This window comes from Cupriavidus cauae (assembly GCF_008632125.1).
GTDB classification, from domain to species: domain Bacteria; phylum Pseudomonadota; class Gammaproteobacteria; order Burkholderiales; family Burkholderiaceae; genus Cupriavidus; species Cupriavidus cauae.
The window spans coordinates 220,881-238,019 of sequence record NZ_VWRN01000030.1 but is presented as its reverse complement, the minus strand read 5'-3'; the positions used below and the strand labels follow the sequence as shown (position 1 = coordinate 238,019).

The following is a 17,139-nucleotide window of genomic DNA, read 5'->3' as shown; positions in this document are numbered from 1 at the left end:
CGGCTCCTGCCGCCGCCGCTCCGGCCCCGGCCGCTGCGCAGGCCGCGCCGGCAGGCGTCAGCGGCAAGGCCGCGCACGCCAGCCCGTCGGTGCGCAAGTACGCGCGCGAGCTGGGCGTCGACGTGTCGCGCGTGCCCGGCTCCGGTCCCAAGGGCCGCATCACCCATGAGGACGTGCAGCGCTACGTCAAGGGCGTGATGACTGGCCAGGCCGCGGCCCCGGCGCAAGCGGCCGCCGCGGGCGCCGGTGGCGGCGAGCTCGGCCTGCTGCCGTGGCCGAAGGTCGATTTCACCCGCTACGGCGAGATCGAAAGCAAGCCGCTGTCGCGCATCAAGAAGATTTCCGGCGCGAACCTGCATCGCAACTGGGTGATGATCCCCCACGTCACGAATCACGACGAGGCCGACATCACCGAGCTCGAGGCCTTCCGCGTGCAGCTGAACAAGGAATACGAGAAGCAGGGCGTCAAGGTGACGATGCTGGCCTTCATGATCAAGGCCACGGTCGCCGCGCTGAAGAAGTTCCCGAACTTCAACGCCTCGCTCGACGGCGACAACCTCGTTCTCAAGAAGTACTTCAACATCGGCTTCGCCGCCGATACGCCGAACGGCCTGGTCGTGCCGGTGATCAAGGACGCCGACAAGAAGGGCGTGATCGAGATCGCGCAGGAAATGGCGGAACTGGCCAAGCTCGCGCGCGACGGCAAGCTCAAGCCCGACCAGATGCAGGGCGGCTGCTTCTCGATCTCGTCGCTCGGCGGCCTCGGCGGTACCTACTTCACGCCGATCATCAATGCGCCCGAAGTGGCCATCATGGGCGTCTGCAAGTCGTATCAGAAGCCGGTCTGGGACGGCAAGCAGTTCGTGCCGCGCCTGACGCTGCCGCTGTCGCTGTCGTGGGACCACCGCGTGATCGACGGCGCCGAGGCGGCCCGCTTCAATACCTACTTCGGTCAGCTGCTGGCCGATTTCCGCCGCATTCTGCTGTAAGCGGCCCGGCCACAGGAGCAAAGCATGAGTGTGATCGAAGTCAAGGTGCCGGACATCGGCGATTTCGACGCGGTAGAGGTGATCGAGGTCCTGGTCAAGCCGGGCGACACGATCGAGCAGGAGCAGTCGCTGATCGTGCTGGAGTCGGACAAGGCCAGCATGGACGTGCCGTCGTCGGCGGCCGGCAAGGTCGTCGAGGTCAAGGTCAAGGTCGGCGACAAGGTGGCCAAGGACACGGTGATCTGCACGGTCGAGGCGCAGGCCGCGGCGCCTGCACCGGCATCGGCATCGGCATCGGCTCCCGCGGCTGCCAGCCCGGCCCCCGCGCCGGCTCCGGCCGCATCGCCGGCTCCCGCACCCGCATCGGCACCGGCGCCGGCCGCGGCAACGCATGCCGGCGGCGCCGACATCCAGTGCGAGATGCTGGTGCTGGGCGCCGGCCCCGGCGGCTATTCGGCGGCGTTCCGCAGCGCCGACCTCGGCATGAATACCGTGCTGGTCGAGCGCTATGCCAGCCTCGGCGGGGTTTGCCTGAATGTCGGCTGCATCCCGTCGAAGGCGCTGCTGCATAACGCCGCGATCATCGACGAGGCCAAGGCGCTGGCCGCGCACGGCATCGTGTTCGGCGACGCGAAGATCGACCTGGACGGCCTGCGCAAGTACAAGGAATCGGTGGTCGGCAAGCTGACCGGCGGCCTGGCCGGCATGGCCAAGGCGCGCAAGGTGCAGGTCGTGCGCGGCGTCGGTACCTTCCTCGACCCGCATCATCTCGAGGTCGAGGAAACCAGCGGCGACGGCAAGGACACCACCGGCAAGAAGACGGTGATCCGCTTCGACAAGGCCATCATCGCGGCCGGCAGCCAGGCGGTGAAACTGCCGTTCATCCCGGAAGATCCGCGCATCGTCGACTCGACCGGCGCGCTGGAACTGCGCGAGATTCCCAAGCGCATGCTGGTGATCGGCGGCGGCATCATCGGGCTGGAAATGGCCACGGTCTACAGCACGCTGGGCGCCGGCATCGACGTCGTCGAAATGCTCGACGGCCTGATGCAGGGTGCGGACCGCGATCTGGTCAAGGTCTGGGAGAAGATGAACAAGCATCGCTTCGACAAGGTGATGCTCAAGACCAGGACCGTCGGCGTCGAAGCGAAGCCGGACGGCATCTACGTCAAGTTCGAGGGCGAGCAGGCCCCGGCGGAAGCGCAGCGCTACGACCTGGTGCTGGTGTCGGTGGGCCGCGCGCCCAACGGCAAGCGGATCGGCGCGGAGAAGGCCGGCGTCGCGGTGACCGACCGCGGCTTCATCGAGGTCGACAGCCAGATGCGCACCAACGTGCCGCACATCTTCGCGATCGGCGACATCGTCGGCCAACCGATGCTGGCCCACAAGGCCGTGCACGAGGCGCACGTTGCCGCGGAAGCCGCGCACGGCGAGAAGGCCTACTTCGATGCCAGGCAGATTCCGTCGGTGGCCTATACCGATCCGGAAGTGGCCTGGGCCGGCCTGACCGAGGAACAGTGCAAGGCGCAGGGCATCAAGTACGGCAAGGGCGTATTCCCGTGGGCCGCTTCGGGCCGCGCGATCGCCAACGGCCGCGACGAGGGCTTCACCAAGCTGCTGTTCGACGAGGAAACCCACCGCATCATCGGCGGCGGCATCGTTGGCACACACGCGGGCGACCTGATCGGCGAAGTGTGCCTGGCGATCGAAATGGGCGCCGACGCGGTGGATATCGGCAAGACCATCCACCCGCACCCGACGCTCGGTGAGTCGATCGGCATGGCGGCGGAGATCTACGAGGGCGTCTGCACGGACGTCCCGCCGCCGCGCAAGCGCTGAACGGCTGGTTGTAGCAGCACAGACAGGGCCCGCCGGGATGGCGGGCCTTGTCCTATTTGATAACGCAATTAACCGCCAGAATTACCGGAAAGCCATCGATGGCTGCGCCCCGAGCTGGCAGGGAAGGGCGGTCGGCCACCAGGGCACCAGGGCACCAGGGCACCAGGGCACCAGGGCACCAGGGCACCAGGGCACCAGGGCACCAGGGCACCAGGGCACCAGGGCACCAGGGCACCAGGGCACCAGAGCACCAGAGCACCAGAGCACCAGAGCACCAGAGCACCAGAGCACCAGAGCACCACGCCACCACGAAAATTCCGGCCCCGTCAGACCGGCGAGCCGGCCATAGTGCCGAAGCCAATAAAAAAGCCCGGCACGAATGCCGGGCTTCGGAGGTCAGCGTGGACGCCTGGTGCCCCGCGAGGGAACACCAGCCAGCGCGATCAGGCTGCGGTGGTCTTCTTGCCAGCGGTGCGGGCGGTGGCGCTCGCTTGCTGGGCGGCCTTGGTGGCGGCGGTGGCGGCCGCCTGGAAATTGCTTTCGGCGATTTCCACGGCTTGCTTGGTGGCCTTCTGGACCGACTCGTAGGCGTTGTTGGCGGCCGAGATGGCCGACTTCACGATCGCCACGGTCGATTCCGAACCGGCGGGTGCGTTCTTGGCGAAGTTGTCGACCAGGCTCTGCACATTGCGCGAGCTTTCGGCCAGCTGGGCTTCGGCGACGCGGGTGAATTCCGACTGCGTATCGGCCGCGATTTCATACACGTGGCGGCTGTAGGCCACGGCCTTTTCGGCGACCGGCTGGATCAGCGAAACCTGCAGCGCGACCAGTTCCTGGGCATCGCGGGCGGTCAGCGTGCGCTTGGCGTGCTCGACGTTTTCGGCCAGGGTGGTCTTGACGACTTGCATGTTCAGTTCGACCAGCTTTTCCATGCCTTCGAAGGCCTTGGTGGTCAAACCGAACAGGGTTTCCAGATTGGCCTTGTGGGCGGCGGCAACTTGTTCGGGGGTAAAGGACATGCTGGTCTCCATCAGAATGAAGTCGAGTTCAAGCGAACTCAAAAATAGGTCGCCTAGATGTCAAGGCCGTGAAGTTGCGGTGGCCAGCCCAGGCGCGTGAATGGTTTTGTGCGTTCCGCTCCAGGGGCCGATCGGCCGGTCCGGAAACCGTCTTTCGGGTAATGGTGCGTCGCAACAATTCCGTATTGTATGGACCATGTCTGGTGTGTCAAGCGGTTTTTGTGCATCGCACAACCAGCCTCGGGTAAACCCCCTGGCGGCTTCGCCACATTGCCACCGTTGGGTCACTTGAGGGGCCGCCGGACACGTGACGAACAGGGCGGTGCTACCATCGCGCATTCCGTCATTGCGGGGCAGGCAGCATCCGCGCGCCCACCCGCCGCGCGGGCCCGCCCGTCTCGACCCAACTTGCCGATGTCCCGCCACGCCGCCCCCCGTCTCCGTCCGAGCATCGCGATTCCCGCTTTTGCCGATCCCTTCGTGGTTGCCATACGCATGCAGGGGCGCCCATGAGGCCGGCCGTGGAAACCACCCCGGGCCGCACCGCATCCGCCGGCGCCAACGTGTGGCTGGTGTCGATGCCCTGGCTGTTCGTGCTGATCTGGAGCACGGGCTTTATCGTCGCCAAGTACGGCATGCCGCATGCCGAGCCGATGACCTTCCTGTTCCTGTGCTTTGCCGGCGTGGTGGTGCTGATGGTGCCGTTCGTCGCGCTGGCGCGCGTGCCGCTGCCGCGGCGCGACGGCCGTGTCGACTGGGCCATGATCGGCCGCATTGCGCTGGCGGGGCTGCTGCTGCAGACCGGTTACCTGGGCGGCGTCTGGGCCGCGGTCAAGCTCGGCATGCCGGCCGGCATGGCGGCGTTGATCGTCGGCATGCAGCCGCTGCTGACGGCGCTGATTTCGCTGCGCCTCGGCGAGCGTCTGCGCGGCTGGCAGTGGGCCGGTCTGCTGCTCGGCATCGTCGGCGTGGGGCTGGTGGTGGCCGGCAAGCTGTCGGTCGGCGCGGCGACCCCGTTCAGCGTGCTGCTCGCCGTCGGCGCCTTGCTGTCGATCACCGTCGGCACGCTGTATCAGAAGCATCGCTGCCCGGTGTTCGATCTGCGCATGGGGTCGCTGATCCAGTTCACCGCGGCGGCGCTGGCCTGCCTGCCGTGGATGTTCCTGTTCGAGACGCGCGAGGTCGACTGGAACACCGAGATGATCGGCGCGCTGGCCTGGTCGATCGTGGCGCTGTCGATCGGCGCGATCTCGCTGCTGTTCGTGCTGATCCGGCGCGGCGCCGCGACCAGCGTATCGAGCCTGATGTACCTGACGCCGCCGACCACCGCCGTGATGGCCTGGCTGCTGTTCGACGAACGCTTTCCGCCGATGGCCGCCGCCGGCATGGCGCTCGCCGCGGCCGGCGTCGCGCTGGTGATGCGCGGCGCGGCGCCGCCGTCCCGCCGCGCTTGAACGGCCGGTCCGCAACCTTCCTTCCGCTTACCGTTACCGCCTGCCATGAAGCCGCAAGCCCAGACCCGCGACTGCTATCGCCACTTCCTGCCGATCACGACGCGCTGGATGGACAACGATGTTTATGGCCACGTCAACAACGTTGTCTACTACAGTTATTTCGACACCGTGGTGAATCGCTACCTGATCGAGCGCGGCGTGCTCGACATCGAGGCGGGGGACACCATCGGACTGGTGATCGAGACGCAGTGCAACTACTTCGCCTCGCTGAGCTTTCCCGAAACGGTGGTCGCGGGTCTGCGCGTCGCGCGGCTCGGCAACAGCAGCGTGCGCTACGAGGTGGGGCTGTTTCGCGAGGGCGATGACAGCGCCGCCGCGCAAGGGCACTTCGTGCATGTCTATGTCGATCGCCAGACGCGCCGCCCGGTGGCCTTGCCAGAGCCGCTGCGCAAGGCGCTGGAGCCGCTGCTGGTGGTGGCTGCGGATCGGTAGGAGCGTGAACGTGAACGCGCGCAGGTGCCGTGCCGGCCTGTCCCTCGCGCCCGGTATCGGGGGCGGGGCAGGGAGCGCGCCGCGCGGCGAATGTTGCGGTGCGGATGTGAACCGGAACCCGGTTTCGCGCGTTGCTGATCCAGATGACGCGGCCGCTCTCCCGCCGACCCCTCAATTTCTCGCCAGATCTGACGTTAGTGAGGCATGCGCGTGCGCAGGGCGGAAGATTGCCGGGCCGGGAGGCCGCGTCATGCAGATTTCCATGTGCTGCAAGCGTCTTATTTTTCGTATTACGGAAATGTCTGTAATGGAAACTTTAAGTCCGCTGTGTAAGTCATTAATCTTGCTAACAAATTCTTTTTTTTCTACACTGGCGCCATTCCCGATGCGCGCCCGAGAATCATGTCCCGGTTCGACCTCCCATTTCTGAGATTTCTCGGCACCCTGCCTCTGCCCACCGTGGCGGCGTCCATGCTGGTGTCGGCGGCGCTGATTGCCGCGCCCATGGCGGAGGCGGCGAGTCAATCGTCCAAATCCGCTAAAAAGACCGAAAAGGTCGTCAAAGTCCAAAAATCTTCGGCTAAATCGTCCGCCAAATCGTCGACCAAGTCGGCCAAGGCGAGCCGCTCGTCGAAGGGTTCGACGGTCGCCAAGACCAGCAGCCGCAAGGTCATCGTCTCCAAGAATGGCAAGCGCAAGGTCATTCTGGTCCAGCGTCAGGCCGCGCCCGTGCGCGCCGCCTACACGCCGCCGTCGCGTCCGTCGCTGGGCGAGGCGCTGGGACTGCGCGATACCGATGATGCGCTGTCGCTGCGCTCCAGCGTCGCGCTGGTGATGGACCAGAACACCAACGAAGTCCTGTTCCAGAAGAACGCGGCCGCGGTGCTGCCGATCGCTTCGATCACCAAGCTGATGACCGCGCTGGTGGTGATGGACGCGCGCCTGCCGATGGACGAGGTGCTGACCATCACCGAGGAAGATCGCGACACCGAGAAGCACAGCAGCTCGCGTCTGCGCTTCGGGACGCAGCTGACCCGGCAGGAGTTGCTGCTGCTGGCGCTGATGTCGTCCGAAAACCGTGCCGCCTCCGCCCTTGGCCGCCACTATCCGGGCGGCCTGCCGGCTTTCGTGCAGGCGATGAACCGCAAGGCGCGCGAGCTGGGCATGAACGACTCCCACTTCGTCGATTCGAGCGGCCTGTCGAGCAGCAATGTCTCGTCGGCGCTGGACCTGGCCCGGCTGGTCAAGGCGGCCTACCGCAATCCGACCATCCGCGCGTTCTCGACGCAGACCGAGCATGAGGTCAACGTGCTCGGCCGCACCCAGCACTACGTCAGCACCAATCGCCTGGTGCGCGGCGGCAACTGGGACATCGGCCTGCAGAAGACCGGCTTCATCTCCGAAGCCGGACGCTGCCTGGTGATGCAGGCGCGTGTCGGCGGCCGCGACGTGGTGATGGTGTTCCTGGATTCGTCCGGCAACCTGACCCGCTTCGCCGACGCCAACCGCGTGCGCGACTGGCTCGAGCATTCGCCGCCGTCGGCGCCGAACCGCTTCCCGAGCACGCCGAACCTGACGCAAGGCCCCGCCAATTCGCCTCACTATGTGCTGACGTCGCAGCAGGCCCGCGGCATCTGAACGGCAGCGCGGGCAAGCCCCTGCTGCAACGAAAGCCCGCAACGAAGCCCGCAACGAAAGACGCGCCCCTCGAGGGCGCGTCGTCGTTTCTTGAGCCCGCCGGCCGCTTGGCCGGCTGCGTGGCCTGGCAGCAGTCAGCCGATCAGAGCAGCTTGCCCGGATTCATGATGCCCGCCGGATCGAGCAGCCGCTTGATGCCGACCATCAGCCGCAGTTCCAGCGGATCCTTGTAGCGGTGGAAATACTCGCGCTTGAGCTGGCCGATGCCATGCTCCGCGCTGATGCTGCCGCCATGGCGCATGACCTCGTCCAGTACCTCGGCCGTGACGGCCTCGCCGTGGGTCGTCGCCCAGTCCTGGGGCGCGCCGGCGGGACGCGACAGGTTGTAGTGCAGATTGCCGTCGCCGAAGTGGCCGAACACGAAGGGGCGGATCGCCGCGTCCAGCTGCCGCAGCCGCGCCGCCATCCGCTCCATGAATACCGGGATCGATTCGATCGGCAAGGAGATGTCGTGCTTCAGGTGCGGGCCGTCGGCGCGCTGCGCTTCGGAGATTTCCTCGCGCAGCTTCCACATCGCCTCGACCTGGCTCAGCGAGGCCGACACCGCGGCGTCCAGGCACAGCCCTTGTTCCAGCGCGTCGCCGATCGTCGCTTCCAGCAACGAGTTGAGTCCCGCCTCGTCGGTGGTGTCGGCCAGTTCGACCAGCACATAGGCGGGATGGCGGTCGGCGAACGGTGCCTGCACGCCCTCGGCATGCGTCAGCACCAGGTCGAGGCAGGGTCCGGTGAAGAATTCGAATGCCTGCAGCCGCGCGCCGCAGCGCGAATACAGCAGCGAGAACAGCTGCAGCGCCTGCTGCGGCGATTCCACCGCGGCCAGCACCACGGCGCGCTGATCGGTGCGCGGCAGCAGCCGCAGCGCCACGGCGGTGATCACGCCCAGCGTGCCTTCGGACCCGATCAGCAGCTGCTTCAGGTCGTAGCCGGTGTTGTCCTTGCGAAGCGTGCGCAGTCCGTGGAAGACCTCGCCGTCGGGCAACACCGCTTCCAGCCCCAGCACCAGCTCGCGCGCCATGCCGTAGCGCACCACGTTGACGCCGCCGGCATTGGTCGCGAGGTTGCCGCCGATCTGGCACGAGTCCTCGGCGGCCAGCGACAGCGGCAGCTGGCGGTCGGCGTCGTGGGCGGCGCGGCGCAGATTGCCGAGGATGCAGCCGGCCTCGGCCACCATCGTGTTGGCGATGGTATCGACCGAGCGGATCGCGTTCATCCGGTCCAGGCTCAGCACCACGTTGGCGGGGCGATCGTCGGGCGTCGCGCCGCCGCACAGGCCGGTATTGCCGCCGCGCGGCACCACCGGCACGCGCCACTGCTGGCACAGCGCCAGGCAGCGCGCGACTTCGTCGGTATTCCGGGGCCGCACCACGGCCTGGGCATCGCCCCGGTAGATCCCGCGCCAGTCGCTCAGCCAGGGCGCAATCGCCTGCGCATCGGTGGTCACCACATCGGGTCCCAGCGCCTCGAGCAGGCGCGGCAGAAAACCGGAGTCTTGCATCTCGTCGTGTGCTGTCTGTCGATATCGGGAAGGGGCGGAGCGCGCGGAATCGCGCTCCGGGGCGTGGCATGAGGGGCGGCGGCAGGGGCCGCGGCACGGCCGGCGGCAGGGGCGGCGCGAGGCTGCGCGCCGCTGCATGTCGCTATCCGTCGCTACACGTCACTATCGGCGGTATAGCCCATGCCGCGCGAAATCTGCAACGCCGTTTCCTTCAGGTTCTGCAGCCAGCTGTCCTGCAGCCGATCCGCCGGCGCCGACAGCGACAGGCCCGCCACCAGCCGGCGGGAGTCGTCGTAGATGCCTGCCGCGATGCAGCGCACGCCGAGCTCGAGCTCCTCGTTGTCGCGCGCATAGCCGTTGGTGCGGACCCAGTTCAGTTCGCGCTCCAGCTTGGACAGGTCGGTGATCGAGGTGCGGGTATGGCCGGCCAGGCCGGTGCGCGTGGCGTAGTTGCGCACCCGCGCGACCTCGTCCGCGGCGAGGAACAGCTTGCCGACCGAGGTCAGATGCAACGGGGCGCGGCCGCCGATCGCGCGCACCACCTGCATGCCGGAGCGCTCGCTGTAGGCGCGTTCGATATAGACGATCTCGTCGCCCTGGCGCACCGACAGGTTGACGGTCTGGCCGGTGACGCGGTGCAGCGCGCGCATCGGCGCCAGCGCCGCCTCGCGGACCGAGAGCCGGGCCTTGACCAGATTGCCGAGCTCGAGCAGGCGCATGCCGAGCCGGTAGCTGCCCGGATCGGAGCGGTCGACGAAGCGGCACGCGACCATGTCGTTGAGGATGCGGTGCGCCGTCGAGGGATGCAGCCCGGTAGCCTGGGAGAGTTCCTTCAGACTGACCGGATCGGCATGCCGCGCGAGCGCATCGAGCAGCGTCATCATGCGTTCGATCACCTGGATCGACGTCTTGCCGGGTTCCTTCTCTGCTTCAGCCATGGGGAAATTGTTGCCATGCGGCATATTAAGCGACTGCCTGATTCTATCTCGCATCGTGAAAATTTCAATACGTGAAATGTCATAGTCGGGCATTCGGCACGTCGAAAGCCCCAAATTGGGGCAGCGGAAGGTCCCTGAAAGGCCCCCGCGGCCGATAAAAAGCGACCGTCGCGGCTCGCCGCAGTGGCGGACCCGCGGCGCAAAAGCGCATAATTGGGGGGTTTTGGGTCTGGAAAAAGGTAAGGAAACCATGCGAGTCGGTCTGTTCGTCACCTGTCTGGTGGACCTGATGCGGCCTGAGATCGGCTTTTCGGTGCTCAAGCTGCTCGAGAAGGCCGGCTACGAGGTCATGGTCCCCGAGGCCCAGACCTGCTGCGGCCAGCCGGCCTACAACTCCGGCGAGCGCGCCGCCTCGCGGGACCTGGCCGAGAAATTCCTGCGCGAGTTCGAGATGTTCGACTACGTGGTGGTGCCGTCGGGCTCCTGCGGCGGCATGATCCTGCATCACTACGGCGACCTGCTGCGCAACGATCCCGAACTGAACGGCCGCTACGAGCGCCTGCGCCCGCGGGTCTACGAACTGACCGATTTCCTGGTCAACGTGGCGCGCGTCGACAAGCTCGACAGCAACTTCTCCGGCCACATCACCTACCACGACTCCTGCTCCGGCCTGCGCGAGCTCGGCGTCAAGCAGCAGCCGCGCGCCTTGCTGGGCAAGCTGCCCGGCGTGCAGCTGACCGAGATGAAGGACTGCGAGGCCTGCTGCGGTTTCGGCGGTACCTTCTCGGTCAAGTACGGCGATATCTCGACCGCGATCGTCGACGAGAAGTGCGCCAATATCGCCGCCAGCGGCGCCGACGCGGTGGTGCTCGGCGACCTCGGCTGCATCCTCAATATCGAAGGCCGCCTGCGCCGGACCGGCGATACGCGCACCCGCGTGCTGCATATCGCCCAGGTCCTGGCCGGCGACGCCTGAACCCCGCATCGACCGCGGATCCACGCGCATCCCGCAAGAGGCCCCCACGCATGCAAGTCCACAGCATGGAATTCAAGGCGCGCGCCGGCCAGAAGCTGGCCGACCAGCGCCTGCAGCAGAACCTGAAGAAGCTGTCGACCAAGTTCGTCACCGCGCGCGCGGCGGCGATCGAGGACATCGACTTCGCCGCCACGCGCGAGGCGCTGAAGGAGCGCCGCGACCGTGCACTGGCCAACCTCGACGTCTGGCTGGCGACCTTCGAGGAGAACGCCACGCGCCGCGGCGCCACGGTACTGTTCGCCGAGACGACCGCCGACGCGGCACGGCTGGTTGGCGAGATCGCGCAGCGCCACGGCGTGCGCAAGGTCATCAAGAGCAAGTCGATGGTGACCGAGGAGATGCGGCTCAACGAGGTGCTCGGCGAGCTGGGCGTGCAGAGCATCGAGACCGATCTGGGCGAATACATCCTGCAGATCAACGACGCCGAGCCGCCGTCGCACATCATTGCGCCGGTGGTGCACAAGGACAAGGACGAGATCGCCGATCTGTTCGCCAGGGTCCACCAGAAGCCGCGGCTGACCGAGATCCCCGACATGACCCGCGAAGCCCGCGAGGTGCTGCGCCCGGAGTTCCTGTCGGCCGATATGGGCGTGACCGGCGGCAACTTCCTGATCGCGGAAACCGGCTCGGTGGCGGTGGTGACCAACGAGGGCAACGAGGGCATGTGTACCGTGATGCCGCGCGTCCACGTGGCCGTCACCGGCATCGAGAAGGTGCTGCCGACGCTGGAGGACCTGGCCACCGTGATGCGGCTGCTGCCGCGTTCGGCCACCGGCCAGGCGATCTCGAACTATTTCTCGCTGTTGACCGGCCCGCGCGCGCCTGGCGAGCAGGATGGCCCGGAGCATATGTACTTCGTGCTGGTCGATGGCGGCCGCACCGGCCTGATCGGCGGCGACTTCCAGGAGATGCTGCGCTGCATCCGCTGCGGCGCCTGCATGAACCACTGCCCGGTCTACCAGAAGATCGGCGGCCACGCCTATGGCTGGGTCTATCCGGGTCCGATGGGCAGCGTGCTGACGCCCAGCTATGTGGGCCTGGGCAATGCCATCGACCTGCCGCAGGCGGCCACGCTGTGCGGCGAGTGCAACCGCGTCTGTCCGGCGTCGATCCCGCTGTCTGACCTGCTGCGCAAGCTGCGCGAGAAGCAGATGGAGCGCGGCATGCGGCCCTGGCAGGAGCGCTGGGCGCTGCGCGCCTGGGGCTATGTCGCCAAGCGGCCGGGCCTGTACGCGCTGGCGACGCGGCTCGGCGCAGGCCTGCTGGCGCGCATGGGCCGCAACGACGGACGCATCGGCAAGCTGCCGCTCGGCGGCCGGGGCTGGACCGATACGCGGGACATGCCGGCACCGAGCGGCCGAACCTTCCGCGACCTCTACAAGGAAAGGAGGGCGAAGGCATGAGCGAACCGGCGAAGCCATCCCATCGGGGCAATCAGGCCGATCCGAGCCATCACGTGGCGGATCACGCAAGCAATCACGCGAATCAGGCGCCGCTGCGCGCCATGCGCGATGCGCTGGACCGCCATCGTGCCGGGGCGTTGCCCGCCGAGGCCCTGGTGCGCGCCTGGCGCGAACAGGCCCCGGCACTGACGCTGCCGCCGGTGTTCGGCCAGGCGATGGAGGAACTGCTGCGCCGGCTCGAGATGTCGGCGGTATTCGCGCAGGACAGCTGCTCGTTCTCCAGCACCGCGGTGACGGACCAGCTGGAGCGATGGCTGGCGAAGGCGGCGACCGCCTGAGCCACCCCACCCACATAGCCACGCAGCAGCTACGCAGAAACCCAGGCAGAAACCCAAACAAGCAAAAAACCCCGGCCGAGGCCGGGGTTCTTGCATGGCGAAGCAGGCGACGAATCAGCTCAGCAGCAGCGCGTCGTCGTCCAGCTGCTCGTGCCGGCTGCGCTCGAACATGCGCAGCAGGTCCGGCACGTCGAGGCCCTTGCGTTCCTCGCCCGACACGTCGAGCACCACCTGGCCCTGGTGCAGCATCACGGTGCGCTGGCCGTAGTCCAGCGCCTGCCGCATGCTGTGGGTCACCATCATCGTGGTCAGCTTGTTTTCCTCGACGATGCGGGCCGTCAGCTCGAGCACGAAGGCCGCGGTCTTCGGGTCCAGCGCCGCGGTGTGCTCATCCAGCAGCAGGATGCGCGAGGGCTGCAGCGACGCCATCAGCAGGCTGACCGCCTGGCGCTGGCCGCCGGACAGCAGGCCGATGCGGTCGGTCAGCCGGTTTTCCAGCCCCAGGTTCAGCAGCCGCAGCTTCTCGCGGAACAGCTCGCGCGACGAACGGTTCAGCGCAGGGCGGAAGCCCCGGCGCGAACCGCGCGCCATCGCCAGCGCCATGTTTTCCTCGATCGTCAGCGCTTCGCAGGTGCCCGCCATCGGGTCCTGGAACACGCGGGCGACCAGCGGCGCGCGGTCCCAGGCGGGCTTGCGCGTGACGTCGTTGCCGTCGATCGTGATGGAGCCGGCGTCCACCATCTGGTCGCCGCTGATGGCGTTCAGGAAGGTCGACTTGCCGGCGCCGTTCGAGCCGATCACGGCGACGAACTGGCCCGACGGAATCTCCAGGCTCAGTCCGCGCAGCGCGCGCGTCTCGATCGGCGTGCCGGGGTTGAAGGTCAGCTTCAGGTCTTGTGCGCGCAGCATGTCAGCCTCCATTCGCCTTGCGGCCGAACAGCTTCTTGCGCGTGGCCGGCAGCACCAGCGCGACCGTCACCAGCAGCGCGGTGACCAGGTTCAGGTCCTGTGCCTTCAGGCCGATGAAATCGCTGTTCAGCGCCAGCGCGATGAAGAAGCGGTACAGGATCGCGCCAAGCACCACGGCCAGCGTCGTCAGCACCAGCCGGCGGGCCGGCAGGATGGTCTCGCCGATGATCACCGCGGCCAGGCCGATGACGATGGTGCCGATGCCCATCGAGATGTCGGAGCCGCCCTGGGTCTGCGCGAACAGCGCGCCGGCCAGCGCGACCAGCGCGTTCGACAGCGCCATGCCGGCCAGCGTGGCGCGGCCGGTGGCGATGCCCTGCGCGCGCGCCATGCGCGGATTGGCGCCGGTCGCCCGCATCGCCAGCCCGAGTTGCGACGAGAAGAACCAGTCCAGGCCGAGCTTGGCCACGATCACGATCACCACCAGCACCAGCGGGCGCAGCATGAAGTCGGGCAGCCATTCCGGCTGCAGCACCGTGAACATCGTCGGCTCGGTGATCAGCGGCACATTGGGCCTGCCCATGATGCGCAGGTTGATCGAGTACAGCGCGATCATCATCAGGATCGACGCCAACAGATCCATGATCTTGAGCCGGACATTGAGCCAGCCGGTGATCAGCCCGGCGATCGCGCCGGCGACGATGGCGAGCGCGGTGGCGAGGAACGGGTCCTGGCCCATGGCGATCAGCGTGGCCGCGACGGCGCCGCCCAGCGGAAAGCTGCCATCGACGGTCAGATCGGGGAAATTGAGGATGCGGAAGGAGATCAGCACCCCGAGGGCGACCAGGCTGAAGATCAGGCCGATCTCCAGCGCGCCCAGAAGGGAGAAGAGGGACATGGTGAATCCTGTTGCGGTATGCGCGCCCGCCGGTGGCCGGGCGTGCTGACTGGCGCGGACGCCGCCGGCGGATCATGCGCCTGGGCGGGCCGCAGGGTGCAACCAGCGGCGTCGGCGCGCGGCCCGGTAGGGCGTGGCGCCGGCCCGTCGCCCGCTGCACGGCATGCCGGCAGCCGGGCGGCGGGTCGTCACTGCGTCATTACTTGATGACCTGCTTGGCTTCCTTGATCAGGTCCTGCGACAGCGTCACGCCTTGCTTCTCGGCGGCCGTCGTGTTGACGAACAGCTCCAGCTTGTCGCTGGTCTCGGACGGGATCGCGCCCGGCTTCTCGCCCTTCAGGATGCGCACGACGATCTTGCCGGTCTGCACGCCCAGGTCGCCGTAGTTGATGCCCAGCGCCGCGATCGCGCCGCGCTTGACGCTGTCGGTATCGGCAGCGACCAGCGGCACCTTCGATTCGTTGGCGACCTTGACCAGCGCCTCGTAGGACGACACCACGTTGTTGTCGGTATTCGTGTAGATCACGTCGACCTTGCCGACCAGGCTCTTCGCGGCCGGACCGATATCGACGGTACGCGGCGCGGCGGCTTCCTTCAGCGTCAGGCCTTCCTTGGCCAGCAGCGACTTCAGTTCCTTGACGACAACGACCGAGTTGGCCTCGCCCGGGTTGTAGACCATGCCGACCGTCTTGGCCTTGGGCACCACGCGCTTGATCAGCGCGACCTGCTTGTCCAGCGGCAGCTTGTCGGACACGCCGGTCACATTGGTGCCGCTGGCCTGCCAGCCCTTGACCAGTTGCGCGGCGACCGGGTCGGTGACGCCCGAGTAGACGACCGGCACGGTCTTGGTCGAGGCCACCACGGCCTGCGCGGCCGGCGTCGCGATGGCGACGATCGCGTTGGGCTGGTCGCCGACGAACTTGCGGGCGATCTGCGCGGCGGTGCCGGTATTGCCCTGGGCGCTCTGGTATTCCCACTTCAGGTTCTTGTCGGCGTCGTAGCCGGCCGACTTCAGTTCGGCGCGCACGCCGTCGCGGATCGCGTCCAGCGCGGGGTGATCGACGATCGAGAGCACCTTGACGGTCTGCGCGTTCACCGCGCCGCCGTGCAGCAGGGCCAGCGCGACGGCGCCGGCGAGCAAGGTCTTGGTCGAAGTTTTCAGCATGGTCATGGTCGAATCTCCCCTCGAATATTTGGTTGTGGGTTTCGGTTGGGTCGGCCGCCCCTCTGCCTCGGTGGTTCCAGTGGATCGCCGGCTGGCGCGCGTGGTTCGCGCACCGCCAACGGGGGCGGCGTCAAGCCCGCGAGGATACCATTTCCCCGGCCCGCGGTGCCCTGTTGCGGCGCGGTGCGGGACCCCCACCGAGGTCGGGTTTCGCTGCGGATTCATTGCCCTGTTGTTGCCCGTTATTGCGCCCTTGCCGCGCCCTTGCCGCGCCCTCGTTGCGTCCTTGCTGCGCCGTCAATGCGCCGTCAATGCGCCGTCAATGCGCCTTCAATGCGCGGTCATTGCGCGGTCATTGCGCCGGGTTGTGGATCTCGGCATGGATCCGCTCGATGCCGGCGAGCACCTCTTCCGGCAGCTGCACGCCCCAGGCGTCGATGTTCTCCTGCAGCTGCGCCAGCGTGGTCGCGCCGATGATGGTGCTGTGCGCGAACCAGCGCGAGTAGCACCAGGCCAGCGCCAGCGTGGCCGGCGACAGGCCGTGCGCGCGCGCCAGCTCGACGTAGCGGGCGCTGGCCGCCAGCGTTTCGGGCCGCATGTAGCGCGGGCTCCAGTCCGCGGGGAAGCGCGTCAGCCGGCCAGCCGCCGACGGATCGAAGGTCGGCTGGGAGGCGTTCGCGCGCAGATACTTGCCGGTCAGCTGGCCGAAGGCGAGCGGGCTGTAGATCAGCAGGCTGACGCCGGTGCGGTAGCAGGCCTCGTCCAGGCCCTGCTCGAAGCTGCGATTGACCAGGTTGTAGGGGTTCTGCACGGTGGCGATGCGCGGCAGCCCGTGCAATTCGGCCTGCTTGACGAATTCGGCGATGCCCCACGGCGTTTCGTTCGACACGCCGACATGGCGGATCTTGCCGGCGCGCACCAGCTGGGCCATTGCATCGAGCTGCGCGGCGATGCTGGTGCAGGCGCGCTCGCGCGACGGGTCGAACTGCTTCTGGCCGAAGATCGGCGCGTTGCGTGCCGGCCAGTGGATCTGGTACAGGTCGATGTAGTCGGTCTGCAGGCGCTTGAGCGATTCGTCGACCGCGGCGCGGATGCTCTGCGGCGTCAGGTCGCCGCCGTTGCGGATCCACGGCATGCGCGCCGGGCCGGCGACCTTGGTGGCCAGCACGATGCGGTCGCGCGGCTGGCGCTTGAGCCAGCTGCCGACGATCTGCTCGGTGCGGCCATAGGTCTCGGCGCGCGGCTTGACCGGGTACATCTCGGCGGTGTCGATGAAGTTGATGCCGCGCGACAGCGCATAGTCCAGCTGCTGGTGGCCTTCGGCCTCGGTGTTCTGTTCGCCGAAGGTCATCGTGCCGAGGCAGATGCGCGAGACCTGCAAATCGCTCTGGCCTAGTCGGATCGTTTCCATGCGTGTTCCTCTATATGGGGCGGGAGGAAAGGAAGCGGTGTATCCATCCGAGATC

Annotated in this window: 15 protein-coding genes; 8 read left to right on the top strand and 7 right to left on the bottom strand. The window is 67.4% G+C overall.

What is annotated here, in order from left to right; genetic code table 11:
- Together F1599_RS10995 and lpdA are read left to right on the top strand one after the other, a co-directional pair.
- Positions 1-989, top strand: a 989-nt coding sequence (locus tag F1599_RS10995) for a dihydrolipoyllysine-residue acetyltransferase (protein ID WP_150083104.1), incomplete at its 5' end; no start/stop codon positions are given.
- A gap of 24 nt (positions 990-1,013) precedes the next feature.
- The gene (gene lpdA / locus F1599_RS10990) at positions 1,014-2,828 is read left to right on the top strand and encodes a dihydrolipoyl dehydrogenase (protein WP_149318910.1); all 1,815 of its coding nucleotides are present in this window, start codon (positions 1,014-1,016) and stop codon (positions 2,826-2,828) included.
- Between the two features lie 443 nt (positions 2,829-3,271).
- Here lpdA and F1599_RS10985 read toward each other — a convergent pair whose 3' ends face one another.
- Positions 3,272-3,847 (bottom strand): phasin family protein, encoded by a 576-nt coding sequence (locus F1599_RS10985; protein WP_149318958.1) that lies wholly within the window; start codon positions 3,845-3,847, stop codon positions 3,272-3,274.
- 578 nt (positions 3,848-4,425) lie between these two features.
- Here F1599_RS10985 and F1599_RS10980 point away from each other — a divergent pair.
- The 3 genes from F1599_RS10980 (at position 4,426) to pbpG (ending at position 7,431) form a co-directional block, all read left to right on the top strand.
- On the top strand, positions 4,426-5,301 hold the full coding sequence (locus tag F1599_RS10980; protein ID WP_395895393.1) for a DMT family transporter: 876 nt from the start codon (positions 4,426-4,428) through the stop codon (positions 5,299-5,301).
- A 45-nt stretch (positions 5,302-5,346) separates the two neighbouring features.
- A complete protein-coding gene (locus F1599_RS10975) occupies positions 5,347-5,793 on the top strand; it encodes an acyl-CoA thioesterase (RefSeq protein WP_149318908.1) in 447 nt (148 codons plus the stop codon).
- Positions 5,794-6,195: 402 nt separating this feature from the next.
- Positions 6,196-7,431 (top strand): D-alanyl-D-alanine endopeptidase, encoded by a 1,236-nt coding sequence (gene pbpG, locus F1599_RS10970; RefSeq protein WP_150083100.1) that lies wholly within the window; start codon positions 6,196-6,198, stop codon positions 7,429-7,431.
- Positions 7,432-7,573: 142 nt separating this feature from the next.
- Here pbpG and F1599_RS10965 read toward each other — a convergent pair whose 3' ends face one another.
- Together F1599_RS10965 and F1599_RS10960 are read right to left on the bottom strand one after the other, a co-directional pair.
- Complete coding sequence (locus tag F1599_RS10965; RefSeq protein WP_150083098.1) at positions 7,574-8,986, bottom strand: FAD-binding oxidoreductase; 1,413 nt, start codon at positions 8,984-8,986, stop codon at positions 7,574-7,576.
- 152 nt (positions 8,987-9,138) lie between these two features.
- Positions 9,139-9,924 (bottom strand): IclR family transcriptional regulator, encoded by a 786-nt coding sequence (locus F1599_RS10960; RefSeq protein ID WP_006578410.1) that lies wholly within the window; start codon positions 9,922-9,924, stop codon positions 9,139-9,141.
- A gap of 250 nt (positions 9,925-10,174) precedes the next feature.
- On the opposite strand from F1599_RS10960, the gene F1599_RS10955 reads away from it, so the two are divergent.
- The 3 genes from F1599_RS10955 to F1599_RS10945 all read left to right on the top strand — a co-directional run bounded on the left by F1599_RS10955 (position 10,175) and on the right by F1599_RS10945 (position 12,701).
- On the top strand, positions 10,175-10,900 hold the full coding sequence (locus F1599_RS10955; protein WP_150083096.1) for a (Fe-S)-binding protein: 726 nt from the start codon (positions 10,175-10,177) through the stop codon (positions 10,898-10,900).
- A gap of 50 nt (positions 10,901-10,950) precedes the next feature.
- Positions 10,951-12,363: a LutB/LldF family L-lactate oxidation iron-sulfur protein gene (locus tag F1599_RS10950; RefSeq protein WP_149318904.1), complete on the top strand. Its 1,413-nt coding sequence runs from the start codon at positions 10,951-10,953 to the stop codon at positions 12,361-12,363.
- Between the two features lie 101 nt (positions 12,364-12,464).
- A complete protein-coding gene (locus tag F1599_RS10945; protein WP_149318957.1) occupies positions 12,465-12,701 on the top strand; it encodes a hypothetical protein in 237 nt (78 codons plus the stop codon).
- Positions 12,702-12,815: 114 nt separating this feature from the next.
- Here F1599_RS10945 and F1599_RS10940 read toward each other — a convergent pair whose 3' ends face one another.
- From F1599_RS10940 to F1599_RS10925, 4 genes are all read right to left on the bottom strand, one after another.
- A complete protein-coding gene (locus tag F1599_RS10940) occupies positions 12,816-13,610 on the bottom strand; it encodes an ABC transporter ATP-binding protein (RefSeq protein WP_149318903.1) in 795 nt (264 codons plus the stop codon).
- A gap of 1 nt (position 13,611) precedes the next feature.
- Entirely contained in the window at positions 13,612-14,508 is an 897-nt protein-coding gene (locus tag F1599_RS10935; protein WP_053821985.1) for an ABC transporter permease, read from the bottom strand.
- 199 nt (positions 14,509-14,707) lie between these two features.
- The gene (locus F1599_RS10930; protein ID WP_150083094.1) at positions 14,708-15,679 is read right to left on the bottom strand and encodes an ABC transporter substrate-binding protein; all 972 of its coding nucleotides are present in this window, start codon (positions 15,677-15,679) and stop codon (positions 14,708-14,710) included.
- 346 nt (positions 15,680-16,025) lie between these two features.
- Entirely contained in the window at positions 16,026-17,084 is a 1,059-nt protein-coding gene (locus F1599_RS10925) for an aldo/keto reductase (RefSeq protein WP_150083092.1), read from the bottom strand.
- Positions 17,085-17,139 lie beyond the last annotated feature (55 nt).

Bases quoted from the DNA above. Each gene is read 5' to 3' on its own strand.
- F1599_RS10945 (WP_149318957.1), top strand. From the start codon at position 12,465: ATGCGCGATGCGCTGGACCGCCATCGTGCCGGGGCGTTGCCCGCCGAG.
- F1599_RS10985 (WP_149318958.1), bottom strand. From the start codon at position 3,847: ATGTCCTTTACCCCCGAACAAGTTGCCGCCGCCCACAAGGCCAATCTG.
- F1599_RS10935 (WP_053821985.1), bottom strand. From the start codon at position 14,508: ATGTCCCTCTTCTCCCTTCTGGGCGCGCTGGAGATCGGCCTGATCTTC.
- F1599_RS10925 (WP_150083092.1), bottom strand. From the start codon at position 17,084: ATGGAAACGATCCGACTAGGCCAGAGCGATTTGCAGGTCTCGCGCATC.
- F1599_RS10960 (WP_006578410.1), bottom strand. From the start codon at position 9,924: ATGGCTGAAGCAGAGAAGGAACCCGGCAAGACGTCGATCCAGGTGATC.
- F1599_RS10930 (WP_150083094.1), bottom strand. From the start codon at position 15,679: ATGACCATGCTGAAAACTTCGACCAAGACCTTGCTCGCCGGCGCCGTC.
- F1599_RS10940 (WP_149318903.1), bottom strand. From the start codon at position 13,610: ATGCTGCGCGCACAAGACCTGAAGCTGACCTTCAACCCCGGCACGCCG.
- F1599_RS10975 (WP_149318908.1), top strand. From the start codon at position 5,347: ATGAAGCCGCAAGCCCAGACCCGCGACTGCTATCGCCACTTCCTGCCG.
- F1599_RS10980 (WP_395895393.1), top strand. From the start codon at position 4,426: ATGCCCTGGCTGTTCGTGCTGATCTGGAGCACGGGCTTTATCGTCGCC.
- pbpG (WP_150083100.1), top strand. From the start codon at position 6,196: ATGTCCCGGTTCGACCTCCCATTTCTGAGATTTCTCGGCACCCTGCCT.
- F1599_RS10950 (WP_149318904.1), top strand. From the start codon at position 10,951: ATGCAAGTCCACAGCATGGAATTCAAGGCGCGCGCCGGCCAGAAGCTG.
- lpdA (WP_149318910.1), top strand. From the start codon at position 1,014: ATGAGTGTGATCGAAGTCAAGGTGCCGGACATCGGCGATTTCGACGCG.
- F1599_RS10955 (WP_150083096.1), top strand. From the start codon at position 10,175: ATGCGAGTCGGTCTGTTCGTCACCTGTCTGGTGGACCTGATGCGGCCT.
- F1599_RS10965 (WP_150083098.1), bottom strand. From the start codon at position 8,986: ATGCAAGACTCCGGTTTTCTGCCGCGCCTGCTCGAGGCGCTGGGACCC.